Origin of the sequence: Streptomyces geranii (assembly GCF_002954775.1) — a bacterium.
GTDB classification, from domain to species: Bacteria; Actinomycetota; Actinomycetes; order Streptomycetales; family Streptomycetaceae; genus Streptomyces; species Streptomyces geranii.
Genome location: NZ_PJME01000035.1, coordinates 73649 through 91909 on the forward strand (window position 1 = coordinate 73649; position 18261 = coordinate 91909).

General features: G+C 65.2%; 18 protein-coding genes. 8 read left to right on the forward strand and 10 right to left on the reverse strand.

The features are described from left to right. Nucleotides 1-6: 6 nt before the first annotated feature. The 5 genes from CW359_RS31420 to CW359_RS31440 form a co-directional block, all read right to left on the reverse strand. Nucleotides 7-411 (reverse strand): hypothetical protein, encoded by a 405-nt coding sequence (locus CW359_RS31420; RefSeq protein WP_105973581.1) that lies wholly within the window; start codon nucleotides 409-411, stop codon nucleotides 7-9. A gap of 133 nt (nucleotides 412-544) precedes the next feature. Further along, nucleotides 545-1132: a hypothetical protein gene (locus CW359_RS31425; RefSeq protein WP_105973582.1), complete on the reverse strand. Its 588-nt coding sequence runs from the start codon at nucleotides 1130-1132 to the stop codon at nucleotides 545-547. Between the two features lie 76 nt (nucleotides 1133-1208). Next, nucleotides 1209-1769 (reverse strand): hypothetical protein, encoded by a 561-nt coding sequence (locus tag CW359_RS31430; protein ID WP_105973583.1) that lies wholly within the window; start codon nucleotides 1767-1769, stop codon nucleotides 1209-1211. 146 nt (nucleotides 1770-1915) lie between these two features. Continuing rightward, a complete protein-coding gene (locus CW359_RS31435) occupies nucleotides 1916-2653 on the reverse strand; it encodes a DUF4328 domain-containing protein (RefSeq protein ID WP_105973584.1) in 738 nt (245 codons plus the stop codon). 171 nt (nucleotides 2654-2824) lie between these two features. Next, nucleotides 2825-4543, reverse strand: coding sequence for a beta-N-acetylhexosaminidase (locus CW359_RS31440; RefSeq protein WP_408647540.1), 1719 nt, complete (start codon nucleotides 4541-4543; stop codon nucleotides 2825-2827). A gap of 223 nt (nucleotides 4544-4766) precedes the next feature. Between CW359_RS31440 and CW359_RS31445 the strand changes: the two genes are divergently transcribed. The 8 genes from CW359_RS31445 to CW359_RS31480 all read left to right on the forward strand — a co-directional run bounded on the left by CW359_RS31445 (nucleotide 4767) and on the right by CW359_RS31480 (nucleotide 11410). Next, on the forward strand, nucleotides 4767-5273 hold the full coding sequence (locus CW359_RS31445; protein ID WP_105973586.1) for a 2-oxo-4-hydroxy-4-carboxy-5-ureidoimidazoline decarboxylase: 507 nt from the start codon (nucleotides 4767-4769) through the stop codon (nucleotides 5271-5273). A gap of 250 nt (nucleotides 5274-5523) precedes the next feature. Continuing rightward, nucleotides 5524-5904, forward strand: a complete 381-nt coding sequence (gene sdhC, locus CW359_RS31450) for a succinate dehydrogenase, cytochrome b556 subunit (RefSeq protein WP_105973587.1) — start codon at nucleotides 5524-5526, stop codon at nucleotides 5902-5904. A gap of 5 nt (nucleotides 5905-5909) precedes the next feature. Then, complete coding sequence (locus CW359_RS31455; RefSeq protein ID WP_105973588.1) at nucleotides 5910-6401, forward strand: succinate dehydrogenase hydrophobic membrane anchor subunit; 492 nt, start codon at nucleotides 5910-5912, stop codon at nucleotides 6399-6401. A 66-nt stretch (nucleotides 6402-6467) separates the two neighbouring features. Continuing rightward, a complete protein-coding gene (sdhA, locus tag CW359_RS31460; RefSeq protein ID WP_105973589.1) occupies nucleotides 6468-8222 on the forward strand; it encodes a succinate dehydrogenase flavoprotein subunit in 1755 nt (584 codons plus the stop codon). Continuing rightward, nucleotides 8222-9001: a succinate dehydrogenase iron-sulfur subunit gene (locus tag CW359_RS31465; RefSeq protein WP_105973590.1), complete on the forward strand. Its 780-nt coding sequence runs from the start codon at nucleotides 8222-8224 to the stop codon at nucleotides 8999-9001. The genes sdhA and CW359_RS31465 overlap by 1 nt, the downstream gene beginning before the upstream one ends. A 112-nt stretch (nucleotides 9002-9113) precedes the next feature. After that, a complete protein-coding gene (locus tag CW359_RS31470; RefSeq protein WP_105973591.1) occupies nucleotides 9114-9794 on the forward strand; it encodes a hypothetical protein in 681 nt (226 codons plus the stop codon). Nucleotides 9795-9891: 97 nt separating this feature from the next. Then, nucleotides 9892-10689 (forward strand): hypothetical protein, encoded by a 798-nt coding sequence (locus CW359_RS31475; protein ID WP_105973592.1) that lies wholly within the window; start codon nucleotides 9892-9894, stop codon nucleotides 10687-10689. A gap of 211 nt (nucleotides 10690-10900) precedes the next feature. Next, the gene (locus tag CW359_RS31480) at nucleotides 10901-11410 is read left to right on the forward strand and encodes a hypothetical protein (RefSeq protein ID WP_198655460.1); all 510 of its coding nucleotides are present in this window, start codon (nucleotides 10901-10903) and stop codon (nucleotides 11408-11410) included. A gap of 28 nt (nucleotides 11411-11438) precedes the next feature. Here the strand turns inward: CW359_RS31480 and CW359_RS31485 are convergent, their stop codons facing one another. The 5 genes from CW359_RS31485 to CW359_RS47660 form a co-directional block, all read right to left on the reverse strand. Beyond that, on the reverse strand, nucleotides 11439-12662 hold the full coding sequence (locus tag CW359_RS31485; protein ID WP_232838687.1) for an ISAs1 family transposase: 1224 nt from the start codon (nucleotides 12660-12662) through the stop codon (nucleotides 11439-11441). Nucleotides 12663-13037: 375 nt separating this feature from the next. Next, nucleotides 13038-13754: an HAD family hydrolase gene (locus CW359_RS47650; protein WP_105973593.1), complete on the reverse strand. Its 717-nt coding sequence runs from the start codon at nucleotides 13752-13754 to the stop codon at nucleotides 13038-13040. Nucleotides 13755-13768: 14 nt separating this feature from the next. After that, complete coding sequence (locus tag CW359_RS47655; RefSeq protein ID WP_107503122.1) at nucleotides 13769-15121, reverse strand: GMC oxidoreductase; 1353 nt, start codon at nucleotides 15119-15121, stop codon at nucleotides 13769-13771. A 2-nt stretch (nucleotides 15122-15123) separates the two neighbouring features. Then, the gene (locus CW359_RS31495) at nucleotides 15124-15657 is read right to left on the reverse strand and encodes a pyridoxamine 5'-phosphate oxidase family protein (RefSeq protein WP_157968674.1); all 534 of its coding nucleotides are present in this window, start codon (nucleotides 15655-15657) and stop codon (nucleotides 15124-15126) included. Nucleotides 15658-15794: 137 nt separating this feature from the next. After that, nucleotides 15795-16799, reverse strand: coding sequence for a GNAT family N-acetyltransferase (locus CW359_RS47660; RefSeq protein ID WP_105973595.1), 1005 nt, complete (start codon nucleotides 16797-16799; stop codon nucleotides 15795-15797). Nucleotides 16800-18261 lie beyond the last annotated feature (1462 nt).

The following is an 18261-nucleotide window of genomic DNA, read 5'->3' on the forward strand; positions in this document are numbered from 1 at the left end:
GGCAGCTCAGGGCGTCGTCGCGTCCCGGCACAGCAGCCGCAGCGAGCCGTGCCCGGCGAAACAGCGGCGAGCCTCGTCGACCGGGTCCCACAGCCGCCCGTCGGCCGTACGGACCCAGTGCCCGCCACCCGCCTCCAGCCACTCGGCGCCGCCCCCGGTCCCCCGGACGATCACCTCACCGGCGTACGCCCCGAAGCCGCGCAGCACCGACTCCACGGCGGCGTACGGCGGCTGCTCGCGGCGGAGTTCCTCAATCATCCGGTCGACGCGCCACAGGCTCTGGGTCGAGTAGTCGAGGCGCAGCCGGGCGCCCTCGCGCATCGTGGCGACGGTGTCGGCGGCCCAGCGCACGGGTTTGGCGGCGGCGTGCGGGCGTTGCGGTGTCCGGTGTGCTGCTCGGTGTGCTGTCACAGTTCAGGAAAGCGTGCAGGTGGCGGCCGGTGTCACCCCCATCGCGGCGACTGCCCCGGATCGGTGCGGGACCATCGCAGGTCCCTCCCGGAACGATCACGGGAAGCACACAGGAACCGCCCTCTCCCGGCGGTCAGGCCCGGCCGCGGGCCCGTCTCGACACCACCGCGCGCAGTACGCGCCGCCCCTCCGTCGACACCGCCATCGCCTGCCGCAGTCCGCCCGCGCCGTGCTCGGCGAGCAGTTCCAGGACCCTGGTCTGGCGCCGCAGTTCGGCCTCGACGAGGGGCGGCATGCCCTCCGTACGGCCTTCCCTGAAGGAGTCGACCGAGGACGCGCCGGTGGCCGAGGCGTCCAGGAGCCGGTGGATGCGCAGGGCGGCGACGGAGCAGGCGTCGGCCCATTCGCGCACGCTCGCGGCGGACCGGGTGGCGGGCGCGGCGGCGAGCATCCGCCGGGCGAGGAGGACGGCCTCACCCTCGGCCCCGCCCTCTCCCGTGGTCTCGGTGTCGTCGGTGGCGTCGGTCTGGAGTTTTACCCGGACCTGTTCCAGGCGGGTCGTCCACTCCTCCGGTTCGGCACCGTCGGCGAGGCCCGCCCACAGGGGGCGCAGGATCTCGTCGTCCCCGCCCAGGAGGGACACGCACCGATCCAAACAAGCCAGTCCGCCCGCTGCCAGGCCGCGCTCGTCGGCCCGAGCGATCAGTTCCACCAGGCTCATGCACGCCTCCCTCGCCAGGACGCCGACCCTTACGGAGCCCGCGCGTTTCCTTGCTGCGTGCAACGTACCCGGCTCGTCACAAGGGCAGAACACCCAGGCGGTCCAGGAACCGGAAGAACAGATTTTCGGCCAAAGGGTCCGGCTCTGAGGTCAGTACGTCGAGGAGCGGCCCGGCGTTCACCCTGTGACCGGCCTCGGCGGCCCAGTCGACCGCGCGGCCGGCCGCGTCACCGGGTTCGAGGAAGTAGTCGTCGAGGGTGAGCCCGCCGCCCCCTTCGTCCCCGTCCTCGCCCTCGCCCTCGTCCTCGGGGCCGCCGTCCCCCTGCCCGGCGCCCAGATACCCGGCCATGGCCTCGCGGGCCAGACAGGTGGTCCAGGCGCCGCTCTCGGGCGCCGCCGCCTCCAGTACGACACAGCGGCTGTCCATGACGTACCCGAAGAGCGCGGGCGCGTCCGTCTCCAGCGCGAGGGTGTTCATGCTGCCGACGTCACCGTCGCCGCTCGGGTACTCCCACACCTGCCAGCCGTCGTCGCGCCGTTCGCGCACGGTCAGCCCGTCGCGCACCGCGCGCAGCGCGTCCGTCTCGGCGAGTGGCCGCTCGCTCCTGCCCACGATCAGGTAGCCCCAGTAACCCAATGCCTTCCCCCGGCCTTTCGGTCCTGCCCACTGCTGCTCGCTACTGCTCACTCTTCTCGGCGCTGCTCGCTACTACTCGCTACTACCCGTGCCGAATACACCACAGGCCCAAGGGAGTTGGCCAGTGATCCGACGCGCCGGGCGGGTCAGGCGCTCACGGGGGCCGGACCGCGCAACGCCTTCTCGTGCTGCATCCGGGTGAGCCGGAGCACAACGAGGATCGCGAGGATCGCGGCGGCGATGTCGGCCACGTCCGAGACCAGCATCTGCCCGGCGGCGCTCTGGATCTCGTCGGCCGTCCCGGCGGAGCGGTACGCGGTGAAGGCCAACCGGCTGGTGAGGAGCGAGCCGAGCCACAGCGTCCACCAGGTGTTGACCAGGCCGTGCCGTGCGCGGCCGTCGGGGCTGCTCGCGTCCCAGATGTCCACCATGATCCGGCGCGGGAACCACAGGCTCACGAACGGCACGAACCAGCCCCAGCCCGCCCAGGCGCGCTTCATGCGGTGGCCGAACGGGTTGAACACCTCGGCGTTGACCCGCACCCGCAGGAACCAGACCAGGTAGACGATCATCGTCACGACCACGGACGCCGGCTGCAGGTATCCGGCGGTGGCGTAGAGCGAGTCCGCGTGGTCGGCGTCGCGCATGAGGGCGTCGTAGGCGGCGCCGTCGACGCCGTCGATCGCGAGGGACCCCATCACGTCGTACATGACGAGGTCGGCGTAGACGGCGAACAGGTCGACGGCGATCACCAGACCGAGCAGCGCTGCGACGGCCTTGCCGAGGCCGACCGGGGAGCGGAGCCAGGCGGGGCCGTGCGGCTGGAAGGCGGGCCCGGTCGGTGCGGCGAGCGGGCGGTGTTCATTGGTGTGTTCACTGGTCATGCGGGTCCCCCGACAAGAAGCCGGGCGCGCTCCCTCCCAGGAGTACGCCCGGCATACGAATACGCGTGACACCACCAGCACGTAAGTACTACTGGTGTTACTTACGCGGAACTTACGGGTCGTGCGGCCCGTGCGTCCACCCGATTCGGCCCATCGGCCTGTGCGGCCCGTTCAGCCCAGCCGTCCCGCCAGCGTCTTGAACTCGGTCCAGGTCAGGGGCGGCTTCGCCCGGGGGTCCCAGAGCTTCTGGACGGTCGCGCGCAGGGGCATGCGGATGCCTGCGGCCACCTGGTTCTGCGTCTGCGATCCGGCGAGGTCGCACCAGACGGCGAAGGCCCCGCCGACTATCTGCTTGTCGTACGCCGACGACACGGCCGTACTGCCGCGCAGCACGCGCGGGGTCCACTGCTTGTAGATGCGTTCGCCGGTGGGGTAGACGAAGGTGTTGGGCTGGCCGAGGACGTAGTAGAGGTACTCGTCGTTGTAGTTGACGACCTTGCGGCCCGCGCTCAGATACCCGGTCGGCTGCCGGGCGCCGATCTCCTTGCCGGTCCAGTAGGCGACCTGGATGTCCTTGCCCGGCTGCACCGAACTCGACTGGTAGAAGCCGTCGTTCCAGGCGCGCAGGGCCGTGTGGCCGTGGGCGCGGACGGTGGCCGCGCGGTCGTTGAGCCAGCCCGTCGCGAGGTCGGAGACACCGGCGCCGGACCCGTACTTGGCCTTGGCCGCGGCGGCGAGCTGGGGGTAGGAGGCGGCGGGGTTGGACACCGTCAGGGCCCGGTACTCGTCGCCGCCGAGGTTCCAGGACGCGCCGGGGAAGAGGTCGGCGTACTCGCCCAGCAGGTCGTCGACGATCTTCGCGGCGCCGGGCTTGGAGATGTCGATCGCCCCGCGCGCAGCGACGCCCTGCGCGTTCTTCAGCTGGAGGTCGGGGTGGGCGGCGAGAACCGCGCCGAGGTGTCCCGGGGAGTCGATCTCGGGCACCACGGTGATGTGCCGGCTCGCGGCGAGGTCCAGGATGCGGCGGACCTCGGCCTTGGTGAGGTGCTGCGCGGAGACGACCTCGGGGTGGCTGTCGGAGGCGATCCGGAAGCCCTGGTCGTCGGAGAAGTGCAGGCCCAGCTCGTTGAACTTGAGGTCGCCCAGCTCACGGACGCGCGCCTCGATCCAGGCCGCCGTGAAGTGCTTGCGCGCGATGTCCAGCATCAGCCCGCGCTGCGCCTTGGCGGGCCGGTCGCGTACGACGCCCTCGGGGGCGGTGCTTCCGGCGGCCACCTCCTGCTTGAGGGTGCGGGTGCCGTAGAAGACGCCCGCCTCGGCGGGTCCTGCGACGGTGACCAGGCGGTTCCTGACGGTCAGGGTGTAGGACTCGCGGCCCTTCGCCGCCTGCCCCGGGTCCAGCTTGAGCTGGACGTCCCCGGCACGCGGGGCGGCCGTCCCGCCGTACGTCATCCTCAGCTCACCGGCGAGCAGCTTCCCCTCGTCGGCGAGGCCGGCCGCGGTGACGACCACCCGGGCGGTCGCGGCGGGGCGCCAGCCGGGGCCCCGGGCGGGTACGTGCTCGCGGACGGCGGGGATGGTGCGGGGCGTCTTGGACAGGGGGTAGGCGCGGGCGGGGACGGTCGGGGTGGGGGCGGTGGAGGAAGGGGTGCGGGACACGGCCGCGGGGTCGGAGGAGCCGGCTCCGGGCACGTCGGAGGAGCGGGCCGCGCCGGTGGACGCGGTGTCACCGGCCGCGGTGCCGGTGGCGGGGCCCGTGTCACCGACCGGCCAGAAGGCGACGGACACGCCCACCGCCCCGGCGGCGACGAGAACTCCGGCTCCGAGAAGCAACCCGGACCCGCGCCCGTACGTCTTCCGCTCAGGAGCCCTGCGCCGCCGCCCGGTCACCGGTTCCCACCTGCCCGAGCCCTACGTATCTCCCGCATGCCACGCACCTCCTAAGTCCACCGTACGTTCCGAAACTCTCCCGTTCGGGTGAAATTCAGACGGCCGAAGGACAGCTCCTGACCACTCTCGATAATGTGAGCGGTACTTCTCCCACGGCAACCCAGAACTCCGAGGACTCCCGCTGCCCGCGCACCGCCTTTCCCCTCTCTCCGGCCGGCTGGCCATGCCGACCCAGACGCGCACCGAGTCCCCCTCTCCTACGCCGGCCGGCCTGGACCGGTTCAACACCGCCCCCGCCGCGGAGATCGAGCGCACCCTCCTCGCCTGCCTCCGCAGCCTCCGCTGGTCCCACCGCCTCACCGACCACCGCCCCTACCCGGACCTGGACTCCCTCCTCGCGGCAGCGGACGAGGCGGCCTACGACCTGACCCCGGGCGACCTCTGCGAGGCCTTGGCGGCGGAGTCGCTGCCGGAGCTGCCGGAGGGGGTGTACGCGGTGGCACATACGGCGCTGGGTGCGGCCCATGCGGCATACGAGGCCCGCTTCGGCCACGTCTTCGTCATCTGCCTCGACGGCACCCCTCCCACAGAGGTGCTGAACACGATCCTGGCGGCCATCCGGTCACGTTTGGCGAACGACCCGGAGGAAGAGCGGGTAGTGGCGGCAGAGGAACTCCGGCGCCTGGCAAGAGAACGGTTGACGGGCGTACTCAGGGGCGCGGGGCTGTGACATTTGCGGCTCCGCCGCGGGGCGCGACCAGCCACTGACGACCCGCACCCGGCGAAACAACAGCACCCCCTCCCCCGGTAGCCGCACGCAATAGCCCGTACGAAGCCTGTTTGATCACATCAGTAGGCCCGCTGTAAGCATTCCGACAACACGTCGCTACGATGGCCGGGGCCGGTGGACCGTACCCGGCCGGGCCCGTCCGACACACCGAGCCGGCGCGGCCCCGATCCCCGCTCCCGGAGGGTTTTCCGTGCCGGCTGGAACGCTGTACCGCGGCCGGGAAGGAATGTGGTCCTGGGTGGCTCATCGAGTCACCGGCGTCCTCATCTTCTTCTTCCTGTTCGTACACGTCCTGGACACCGCTCTCGTCCGTGTCTCCCCCGAGGCCTACGACAAGGTCGTGGCCACGTACAAGACGCCGATCGTCGCCGTGCTGGAGTACGGCCTCGTCGCCGCAATCCTCTTCCACGCGCTCAACGGCCTGCGTGTCATCGCCGTCGACTTCTGGTCGAAGGGCCCCCGCTACCAGAAGCAGATGCTGTGGACCGTCGTCGGCCTGTGGGTCGTACTGATGATCGGGGCGATCTACCCCGTCCTCGGTCACGCCGCTCGTGAACTGTTCGGGAGCTGACGCACATGGCGACGACTGAATCCACCGCCTCGGGCATCGGCCCCGTCGAGGGCGCGGGCGCCTTCTCCGGTTACGACGCCGACAACCCGGCGCCCCTGATCGAGGCCCCGCGCAAGCGCACCAAGAAGACCCCGAAGTCCACCCGGGGCAACTTCGAGATGTACGGCTGGCTGTTCATGCGGCTGTCCGGCATCGTCCTGGTCGTGCTGGTCCTGGGCCACCTGCTGATCCAGCTGGTGCTGGACGGCGGTGTCTCCAAGATCGGCTTCGCCTTCGTGGCCGGCCGCTGGGCCTCCCCGTTCTGGCAGGTCTGGGACCTGCTGATGCTGTGGCTGGCGATGCTGCACGGCGCCAACGGCCTGCGCACCGTCATCAACGACTACGCGGAGCGCGCGAACACCCGGCTGTGGCTCAAGGGCCTGCTCTACACCGCCACGGTGTTCACGATCCTGCTGGGCACGCTGGTGATCTTCACCTTCGACCCGAACATCCGCTAGAAGCCTGATGGCCACGGTGCTGAAGGCCAGAGGGACTGAGGGACAGAGGGACTGAGGAATTTCCTGATGAAGATCCACAAATACGACACCGTCATCGTCGGCGCGGGCGGCGCCGGCATGCGCGCCGCGATCGAGTCGACGAAGCGCAGCCGTACCGCCGTACTGACGAAGCTCTACCCGACCCGCTCCCACACGGGCGCCGCGCAGGGCGGTATGGCCGCCGCGCTCGCCAACGTGGAGGAGGACAACTGGGAGTGGCACACCTTCGACACGATCAAGGGCGGTGACTACCTGGTCGACCAGGACGCCGCCGAGATCCTGGCGAAGGAGGCCATCGACTCCGTCCTCGACCTGGAGAAGATGGGCCTGCCGTTCAACCGGACGCCCGACGGGACGATCGACCAGCGGCGTTTCGGCGGCCACTCCCGCAACCACGGTGAGGCGCCGGTCCGCCGGTCCTGCTACGCGGCCGACCGCACCGGTCACATGATCCTCCAGACGCTCTACCAGAACTGCGTGAAGGAGGGCGTGGAGTTCTTCAACGAGTTCTACGTCCTCGACCAGCTGATCGTCGAGATCGACGGCGTGAAGCGGTCCGCGGGCGTCGTCGCCTACGAACTGGCGACCGGCGAGATCCACGTCTTCCAGGCGAAGGCCGTGATCTACGCGTCCGGCGGCTGCGGCAAGTTCTTCAAGGTGACGTCGAACGCGCACACGCTGACGGGTGACGGCCAGGCGGCGGTCTACCGTCGCGGGCTGCCGCTGGAGGACATGGAGTTCTTCCAGTTCCACCCGACCGGCATCTGGCGCATGGGCATCCTGCTGACGGAGGGCGCCCGCGGTGAGGGCGGCATCCTCCGCAACAAGGACGGCGAGCGCTTCATGGAGAAGTACGCGCCGGTGATGAAGGACCTGGCGTCGCGTGACGTCGTCTCGCGGTCCATCTATACGGAGATCCGTGAGGGCCGGGGCTGCGGCCCCGAGGGCGACCACGTCTACCTCGACCTCACCCACCTCCCGCCGGAGCAGCTGGACGCCAAGCTGCCCGACATCACCGAGTTCGCCCGCACCTACCTGGGCATCGAGCCGTACACGGACCCGATCCCGATCCAGCCCACCGCGCACTACGCGATGGGCGGCATCCCGACGAACGTCGAGGGTGAGGTGCTGTCCGACAACACGACGGTCGTCCCGGGCCTGTACGCGGCTGGCGAGGTCGCGTGCGTATCGGTCCACGGCGCCAACCGCCTGGGCACGAACAGCCTCCTGGACATCAACGTGTTCGGGAAGCGGGCCGGGATCGCGGCGGCGGAGTACAGCCAAAAGGCCGAGTACGTCGAACTCCCCGAGAACCCGGCGGAGTTGGTGATCTCCCAGGTGGAGCACCTGCGTGAGTCCACGGGCACGGAGCGGGTCGCCGCGCTGCGCCTGGAGCTGCAGGAGACCATGGACGCCAACGTCATGGTGTTCCGTACCGAGCAGACGATCAAGACGGCCGTGGAGAAGATCGCGGAGCTGCGCGAGCGCTACCGCAACGTGTCGATCCAGGACAAGGGCAAACGGTTCAACACGGACCTGCTGGAAGCGATCGAGCTGGGCAACCTGCTCGACCTCGCCGAGGTCATGGCGGTGTCGGCCCTCGCCCGCAAGGAGTCGCGCGGCGGTCACTACCGCGAGGACTACCCGAACCGCGACGACGTCAACTTCATGCGCCACACGATGGCGTACCGCGAGGTGGGCGACAGCGGCACCGAGTCCATCCGTCTCGACTACAAGCCGGTCGTCCAGACCCGCTACCAGCCGATGGAGCGTAAGTACTGATGGCAACCCCTGTTCTGGACAAGGCGGACGCGGCCGGCGAGCCCGAGCCCGGTTTCGCCGACTCCCCGTACATCACGGTCACCTTCCGCATCCGCCGCTTCAACCCGGAGCTGGCGGCCGAGGCGGTCTGGGAAGACTTCCTGCTGGAGATCGACCCGAAGGAACGCGTCCTCGACGCCCTGCACAAGATCAAGTGGGACCAGGACGGTTCGCTGACCTTCCGTCGTTCCTGCGCGCACGGCATCTGCGGCTCGGACGCCATGCGGATCAACGGCAAGAACCGCCTTGCCTGCAAGACGCTGATCAAGGACATCAACCCCGCCAAGCCGATCACGGTCGAGCCCATCAAGGGCCTTACGGTCCTGAAGGACCTGGTCGTCGACATGGAGCCGTTCTTCCAGGCGTACCGGGACGTGATGCCCTTCCTGATCACGAAGGACACCAACGAGCCGACGCGCGAGCGCTTCCAGACGGCGGAGGACCGCGAGCGGTTCGACGACACGACGAAGTGCATCCTGTGCGCGGCGTGCACGTCGTCGTGCCCGGTGTTCTGGAACGACGGGCAGTACTTCGGCCCGGCGGCGATCGTGAACGCCCACCGCTTCATCTTCGACTCGCGTGACGAGGCGGGCGAGCAGCGGCTGGAGATCCTGAACGACCGGGACGGCGTCTGGCGCTGCCGTACGACGTTCAACTGCACGGACGCGTGCCCGCGCGGGATCGAGGTCACGAAGGCGATCCAGGAAGTGAAGCGGGCGCTGATCACGCGCCGCTTCTGACCTTCCGGTCTTCTGATCGTCCAGGTTTGTTACTCGTGTTTCCCTCTGGTGGCCATGCTTCTGCGTCGACAGGAGCATGGCCACCGGACGTTGTGTTGGGAGTGAACGGGCGATGGTGGAATCGAAGGGGTCGCGGTTCCGGGTGTGGGTCGGGATCGTCCTGCTGGCGGTGGGCTGTTTCGTCGCCGGGGACGCGGCCCGGCGGGTCGGCGAGGCGCTGGTGTTCGGCGCCCACTGGTGGCCGTGGATCCTCCTGACGGTGGCCGTCCTCAACGTCCTCCGCTCGGCGCTGCCGACGGGTTCGTACATCGGCCCGCTCGTCATCGGCGCGGTGGCCCTGGTCGGGCTGACGATGTCCGACAGCGTCGGCCCGCAGGAGGTGGAGGACATCGCGCTGCCCGGCGTACTGGTGCTGGCGGGCGCCGGCCTGGCCCTGGCGGCCTCGCACGATGTACGGACGACCAGTTGGAGCCGGATCCTGACGACGGGCCGGGTCGTCCTGCCGCAGGGCGCGCACGGCACGGTCACGGCTCGCGCGGTACTGGGCGACCTGCGCGCCGACCTGACACAGGCGTCGGCCGAGGACGAGACGACCGTGCGCGTCACGGTGGTCGGGGGTCATGTGCAGCTGACGGTGCCGAGGGAACGGGCGGTGCGGGTGCACATGTCGGGGACGGTGCTGACGCATGTGGGGGAGACGGGGGCGGACCCGGCGGAGCCGCAGGATTCCGGGAAGGGGTTCGCGATACATGTGGCGGGGGTGTGCGGCGCGGTGGGCATAGTGCGGGTGTGATCGAGCGCGATGGGGCACGACCGAGTGTTGTCGGGTGTGGTCAACAACGCCGGTGCGGGGCTGGGAAGTTGGTCAACTCCGGTTACAGACTGGGCACATGACCATCCTGAGGAAGACGATCGCGACACTGTCGGCCATAGCGGCAACGACGGCCACACTGCTCGCGACACCCCCCACCGCCTCGGCAACTCCCGCTCCGCACAAGGCCTTCCCGGTCTTCGCGCGGGAGAACTTCGACCGCCTCCCGCTCGGCCCGGTCACGGCAGGCCGTGGCTGGACGACGGACACATCCGCCGGCAGCACCCTGACCGTCGCCCCGAGTTCGACCGGCAAGGGCCGCGAACTCCGCATCCGTACGGAGGGCAACGGCCGCGCGTTCGTGGTCTTCCCCAACCTCTCGGCACCCGGGAACAGTTACTGGGCCCGGCTGCGCCTGCGCGTGGACGACTTCCCGACAGCACCCGACTGGGCCCACTGGACGATCGCCGAGGCCTCCGGCGCCGACTCCCCCACCCTCGTACGCCCGTTGGGCGGCCAGTACGCCCCCACGGACCACGGCAACTTCTGGGGCGTCGGCTCCGACCTGGGCCCGACGGGCGACTGGACGTCGTGGAAGACGTCCGCACCGGCGGTGGCGGGGAGTTGGAGCTGCGTGGAGTTCCATCTGGACGCCGCGGACAGCCGCGTGACGGTGTACTTCGACGGGGTCGAGCAGTCCGACCTGACGGTCGACGCGACGCGTCACGGGGGCGCGCAGGACTCGGACTTCACCTTCCCGACGTTCGACGAACTGAAGCTGGGCTGGCAGTTGTACCAGGGCAACCCGACACCGTCGTCGTACGACGTGCGGATGGACGACGTGGTGGTGGGTTCCCGGCGGGTGGGCGGGTGTTGAGGACGCGCTGACGCGGGGTGGGCCGGTGAGGCGGGCGGCGCCCTGCCTCACCGGGGCCGGGGGGGGTGGGAGAAGAGGTCCGCCCTCCGACGCCTCCGACGCCTCCAACGCCTCCGACGCACCGGCGGCAATGACATGATCGACCCCGACATGTCATGAGCAGGGCGACCTCTGGAGAGAGGTCGAGGGGCTGAGGGGGAGGTACGCAGAGATGCGGACCACGGGAGAGGGCGTGCTGGAATCCAGCAGCTGCCCTGAGTGCGATACGGAGATCCAGGTGGACAGCCGGTTCACCAAGTGGTGCCCGGCCTGCGACTGGAACGTGGACCCGGGCGGCCCGGAGGAGAGCAGGGGCCGCCTGGAGACCCTGCGCCGCACGCTGGCGCAACGGCACGGCGAGCGCCTCCTGACCACGATGAGCACGGCGAGCACGGACGCGGCGGATGGGCGCCGGGCCCGCCGTGACGTGTCCGGCGTGCTGGCGTACGCCGTCGCGCTGCTGATCCACGCGGTGACGGCCCTGCTGACCGTGACCGGGATCTGGTGCCTGGTGAGCGGCTGGGGCGGGTTCCTCATGCTGCCGGGAGCGTTCCTGTTGCTGCTGGCCTGGGCGCTGCGTCCCCGCCTGACCCGGCTCCCCAGCGACGAGGACGCCGGTGTGGTCCTGCGCCGCCCGGACGCGCCCGAACTGTTCGCGCTGATCGACGAGGTCGGTGTGTGAGACGTTGCACCTCGGGGCCAGGGCGGCTTCAAGTTCCCGGTAGGAGCGGGCTGTCGCTGATGCCCCAGATCCAGACAGCGTGTTCGGGTGCGTCCCGGATCGCTCGGGTGGTCTTGGCGATGTTGTCCGCTCCCAGCAACCGCAACCTGCCGATGGCCAGGTTCCGCAGAGCAGCCATCGCCCGTGGCGCGCTGCCGGTGTGGACGGTGGAGGCGTCCTCGGCGAACACCACATCTCTGACATGGTGGCTGGAATTTTCGATTCCCCAGTGGCCGCGCACGTATCCGCCCAGGTCAGCGGGGCTGGCCTGGTGGGTATCGAGGCTGGTGACTGCGTAGACCGTCTCCCGGGTCTGCCGCTTGCCGTTCTCCTGGCGGCGCCGGTGGATGCGCAGGGCCAGCCGTGCTTCCGGGAAGGCGATCCCGCCCAGGTTTGCCGCGATGGCCATGGTCTTGACCGAGCGGGACTCGCGCCGGCCGTGCCCGGTGCCGGAGACGGTGTGAGCTACGGGCACCTGTTCCCACGGCAGAGCCTTGAGCTGGGCCGACGCGGTCGGCTGGTTTCCCTTGATCACCGCGATGTAGTGGGCTTTCTTCTCCTGGACCAGCCAGCGCACCTGGTCCTTGACGCTGTGCAGTGCGTCGAAGGTGACCACGGTGCCGGTCAGGTCGAGGGGTTCCAGCAGCGGGCGGAAGGCGGCTGTCTCGTTGGTCTTGGCCCCCACCTCCCGCTGGGCCAGGGTGACCGTGGGGGCGTGGGTGACGGCGGACAGCAGGTGCCGGTGGCGCTGCTGGCGGTGCGCGGAGCCGGCCAGCGCCTTGCCGTCCACCGCGATCGCCGGCCGCGGTGCCGAGCTGGTGGTGCCGGCGTCGGTGTGGTTGTGTCCGGCCAGGTAGGCGCCGATCGCGGTGTCCAGGGCATCGCCGTCGAGGGCGGCCAGGAGCCGGGTGAGGGTGGCATGGGACGGGGCGCGTCGGCGTCCGGGCAGATGGCGGCGGATGCCGAGGTGTTCCAGCACTGTGGTGGTGGCGCGCTGTCCCCACTCGGTGATCTCGGTGATGGTCCGGGCGCCGGAGACGACTGCGCAGGCGCAGATCAGCAGCAGGCCGACCAGGGGATACCACCGTCCGCGACGCGAACGCGGGTCGGGTACGTGCTGGAGGTGGGCGCGCAGGCCGCCGGTGTCGTGCTGGTGAAGGGGACCCAGTTTCTCCAGGACGGCAGGGACCAGGGAGGATGGAGCGGCAGGCACGGGACCTCGATGTGATCAGCTGGCGTAGACACCCTGATGATCACCGGTCTCGTGCCTGTTCTGTTGCAGCGTCAACTCCCGCCGGACGCGGACGATCTACGCGATCCCGGAACTTGCAACCGCCCTGCCTCGGGGCGCTGTCAAAAGCACCTCAGGGGGCTGGTGTGTCCGAACCCAGAGGATGACAGACAACGGCTTGGTGGAACAGTCCCAGGATCTACATTCATTGGTGTGGCTGAGCGGCAGCCGGATAGGCGCGACTGTGATCCAGACATTCGGAAACCGGCCTATATCCGCTGCCACCCGCGCACCTGTTATTGCGTCGTTGCAAATCAATGCATATCCACTACTCCGCAGCCTCTCCGACCAGAGTGATCAGCAAGAGAAACGGGATTGCAAGTAGTCCAGCACCGAATAAAGGCTAGGAAACACAACGACGAGAGAAGAGGGAAGCGTCAGCGTGGACTGCCCATTACTCAGGTACCCAGCCTGCATCCCTGCACGCAGAGATCCCACGACGTCTGCTTCCGCCGAATCGCCGACGTGCAGTATAGCGTGCGATGGCAGTTGCAGTTGACGAGCCGCCTCGTCAAAGATGCGAGTCGCAGGCTTTCGGACTCCGACGAACGAAGAGATGACGCAAGGGAAACTATCCGGGAGGCCAGCTTGCCGCAGGTAGTCGCCCAGGTCGTAATCCCAGTTGGAGCATATGACGGTGGGTATCCTGCGAGCGATTGTAAAATCTATGAGCTCGACCGCTCCCGGCTTTGCCTTAACGGTCCAAGAAAGGTCATTATCCTCTAGCTTTTCGACGACTTCGTCGATTAGATGCATCGGGACACCAGAGCATGAGGCTAGCTGTGCAAGGTTAGCCCTGCGCCAACTCAGGTAATTGGGTTCAGAGAAATGACTTGGCGTCTCCTGGCCATCGAACCCATGCGTATTCCATATCGACTCCATCACATCTGTACATCTGAACCCGAGCGACTGCAGAAGAGCGGCCATCGACGGTCGATCGCAATCAACCGTGACCAACGTATCGAAAAAGTCTAGACTCAGCCCTCTCACTCGCCCGCGAATATATTCAGACATATCACACACTGCCCTTACGAGTCACACATCAGATGCCGAGCCAGCCAATTACTCAAAGCAAGAGAGGTGAGAGAAGGATTCGCGGCGCCGCTCGCAGGGAAGACGCCTGGACCTAGAACATAAACACCGTCGAAACCCTTGAGACCGAGCTCCGCATTTACAGGTCCGCCGATCGGCAGAGTACCAGCCTCATGATCAACACCACCTAGAGGAACACGGTAGTGAAGGTGGTCAGCCGCCCCGGAAATAACGCGCCTCACCGCTGCAGGCTCAGGGTGATAGTGCACTCCTGCCTGGAAACAGTTACCGGGCAACACGCCCAGAAAGGCCTCGACAAACGCGTCCAACCTCCTACTGATGATCTGCAGTCGTTGGTGATCCTCGATGGACACATGCGTACCTATGGAGACATTTCCGAAGTCCGCACGGTCGGGAGCAGGGGAAACGAAAAATGGACTCCCCGCCGCAAGATCCTGCTCTACTAACGCCCATACGTCGACGATCCGCCTTATACCATCCGAGCGTGACGTAAATTCATCCTGCACAAAAACGTTGCATCTCAGATCGGACCAGCGAAGATATCTAATTGATTTCCCTGCTCCAGTTTCCACCTCCCTCTCCTGGCGTCCAGATACTACCCCGACGCAAAGATGATCAGTAATCCTCCCTTCAATCGGCTCGCCCATAGAGTCACAAACTATGCGCGCATTTTCTACTGCGCCGGCCGCTAGAACGCATAGTTGCGTCTTTATCCTATGAAGCCCTGAATTCGTGGTGAAATCGACAAAAAGGGCGCCATTTTTACGACTGACACTGTTAACCCTCGCGCCTTTCACAACTCTGACACGGGAGGTTTCCAGGGCATGGATAGGTGAATAGACCGAGCGGATTTCTTTCTTACTGTCACTGCTGCTCTGGCCGACTGGCCGAACCGCTGACGCTTGGGGCACCGCCGCAAGAACGGGATCTGACTCCTGGCCCAAACAATATGCATTGGACGGAAGTTGTACACCCAGGTGTTCGGCGGTACGCGAGTAGAGTCCATCACGCCAAAGACGCTGCCTCCACACTTCCGGCCACTTAGCCAGGGCATAGTCCTCAATAGGGAGTACAACGCCGTGCCAACAGAGCGAGCGTCCCCCGAGTCGACGTTTCACGCCGGACCCATCACGCCACTCAGGACCTAGCGATTGCCAGGTCCTGGTTCTCTGATCGCCGGGATATCGTCGGGAATCCTCCTGCTCGTGATGTCTACGAAGGGAGCTGCCCCACTCGAGCAGAATAATCTCGTACCGTTCACTGAGCTGAAGAGCGACCGCGAATTCCAATCCACTGAGTCCACCGCCGACAACAACTACACTTACCATAATCAAGCTTCATTTTGGACTTGCGGAGACCTCAATGCGGCACGTAGCTCGTCAATGTCAACCTGTACCCGCTTGTCGATTCGCGAGGTCTCAACACTTTCGAAGTCAATTACAAAAACGTCAGTCATGGACAACTGATAAAAACGCCAAGTCCCGCCTGGAGTAAAGGCAGACGCAGGCCGATACCACCACTCACGATCGACTTCATCAGGAAAGTTGACCCGAAAATAATATTCCGAAATCGCTTCCAGTTTCCCTCCATCCAGTGGTTCACAGGTCGCCGAAAACTGCAAACCGTCCACCTCCTCCGAAGTGGCCATTGAGTTAAATACTGCTCCCGCAACAACTGCAATGTCGCCTACATGTCGTGAGTGGCGAGCCTCTGCCGCAGAATAGAAATAGAGATTCCCATCAGTTCCCACAACATAGTTGATGGGTGCCGCCCACACCTCATCTGCCTTATGGGTAGCGAGCGTGAGAAAGCGATTCTCACGGATCATCTTCGCAGCTCGCTGAGTGAAATCGTTCATGCTCATCAAACGTCTCCTTTGCATTGTCATGAATCTTGGCTAGATCGGATCGAGCGGTTTGACCCAGCCCATATACCACTGGGTGAACGAGCACGATAGATATACCGACAGCAAGCGCTAAGCAGTCATTGACTACGTTTGCCTCACGATTCGCACCTTCGCTGAAAAGAGGTCCAAAGAGGTACATATCCGGCCTTGCGCCAGAAGTTACTTGCACCCCGATTATAAGCGCTGAACCATAGATAGGAACCGCAGCATCGCTCTTCCAACACCTTTCCGTGCACGTGATCGGCTAGAGCAGCCCCGATGCCGGTGCCCCGTAGGCACTCAGCAACCGCGAAGCTATTTACGTAGAGGTATTTTCCATGACGGACCAGCGATCCTACGCTCGACCCTTCCTCGATGATGAGGCAGTCAGCTATGGCGACAACCTGTGCATCCAACTCGGCCACGAAAGATACTGGTCGAGACCCGTTCAAAGTTCGATTTTTCCACTGCGCATTCAGGCGTTCCCGATATCGATCCCCTATAGATACCGTTGGCCGCGCGAAGGGACTATGCGGGATGTGTGCCGCAACGACCTCATCGGCCAGCCTAATCAAAGAGGAGAGATCCCGGGGAAGGGCTGGACGAATTTTCAAGTTTGGCGGGTTAGTGTGAGTCAGTGGCCGACTAGATGCATCTCGTGTAGCGAAGAAAGCATCGAGTTGGATTCCGAACTTGGACAGGATGCCAGCTGCTTCGAAATCCTGACTTGGCCACATGAAGCTGACACCCTCTGGCGTAGCGCTACGCCAATAAGCGTCTAACTTTTGGAGCAGGCAGTAAAGAGCTGCGCGGCACTCTGCCTCGGACCTCCCCGAAACGTAGACGGCAGCGGTTGTACCGTTGCGCTGCGGCCAGTAGGCCAGCGCGTCACTGTCGGCCGGGTACTCGATGACAACTGGAACTGCCACTCCGTTTGGCTCAGCGCCAGCACGTTGCGCTGCCCAGACGAGATCGCCGGGCGACTCTTGCGTGAGGTATCTGGTGATTTCTTCTACTTTAGGGCAAGGCATGCGACTGTCGGCGAGGAACCTTCGCCGGTTCTGGGCTAATGCCAGCGCTGACACCGCGTCAATGTCTTTGAGCGTAACCGCATCACGCATCTTTCCTGCCCCGTCCTGCGGCGTACTTTCTCTATAAAATTGCACACTTCATTAGCTAAGTCTAGATGTCTTGAGTGGTAATATCTACAGCTCGTGTGATCACAGAGGCTGGTGTGATGAATTCCCCCTGAGGTGATTCAGCCCTCCGCCGCTGTAGAGCATTAACTCGATCTTCGAAATTTTCTGCGAAACTACCCGGTGTCAGGCTCCAGGCCATGCAGGCAGATATCCGCCCCAGTAGGCCGCAGAACTTAGCGTCGGTAATTTTCGAATCCCAGATCCAGGCCAATTCTGACATCGTGGGGCACCAGTCAGGAGTGGGAAGGCGCGAGGTTTGCATGCCTGCACTTTCCGCCCGCTCCAGTATTCTTGTCGCTTCTTGAGCGTGTAGATAGGATCCGGGATAGTAAACCGATGCGCTGTGATCACCAACATAGCGGTCCATTATGTCATCCAGATACACGGAGGGTACGAAACTTGGGCAGGGGCCAGCCGACGAGTCGATGGTGCAATGAAATCGGAGTAGGGCCTCCTCGGAGCATGCATCACATGAGCGGCATTTTCGTCGTTCTGTAATTACGTCACCTTCGACTATCGAAGTTCTTACACGCATTCTCCTAAAGCAATTCTCGCATATGGCCCAAATGAGCCGTTGGCTCAGTTCAGGGCTTGCCCTGAGAAGCTCACTCGTAAGCGAGAGACGTTCCTCGGAATGACTAGCTAGCCATTGGTATCCCTTGGTCACTTGCACGGGCCTGCAAGAGAAGGCTTCCTGGAGTACCCAGGTATTGTGTAGGGCTGTAGCATCCGATAGTCGCGGATTCGATATCAATAGAGCATCCAGTACGTCGAAGGAACGACGCACAACAGATCGACAGTGGCTGCGTGACGCTACAGGAAACCCGATCATCGCCAGCGAATGCCGTAAACTCAAGCTCGCTTCCAGGATGCACCGATAAAGTGTCGCCAGGTTACTAGCAATCTCCGATGAATCGATGCTGCAAGCAATACGCTCCTTAGCATGACGTCGAGTAATCACTCGACGATAGTTGATGCCCGGAACTGGTGCGATTCTGGCGATCGGAGCCCTAAACGTGCGCTCGTCGTCGGCCGCATCATAGTCAATTACGACGTAATCTACTTTCACTACAGCACCGGACTTCACTGTCCGTCTCGCTATATTTTCCGCCAGAGCAGCAGTCGATAGTACGTATCCACTAGCAAAGAGATTGGGCTGATGCGCAAAACGCAACACCACTTCACTGGTGGCGTATTGTCGCAGATGCATTTCGAGGGTGGATGCACCCAACAAGACAGAGGAGCTTAAGGGCTTCATTTGTTTGAGTCGCCCTTGATACTAGTCGAGATCGTTGCCCAGACTGTAACTATGGCTGCGATGGAAAGGATGAGACCAAGAATACAGATCGCCTCTTGAGAAAGCAGCAGCAACCTGCACGGCCAG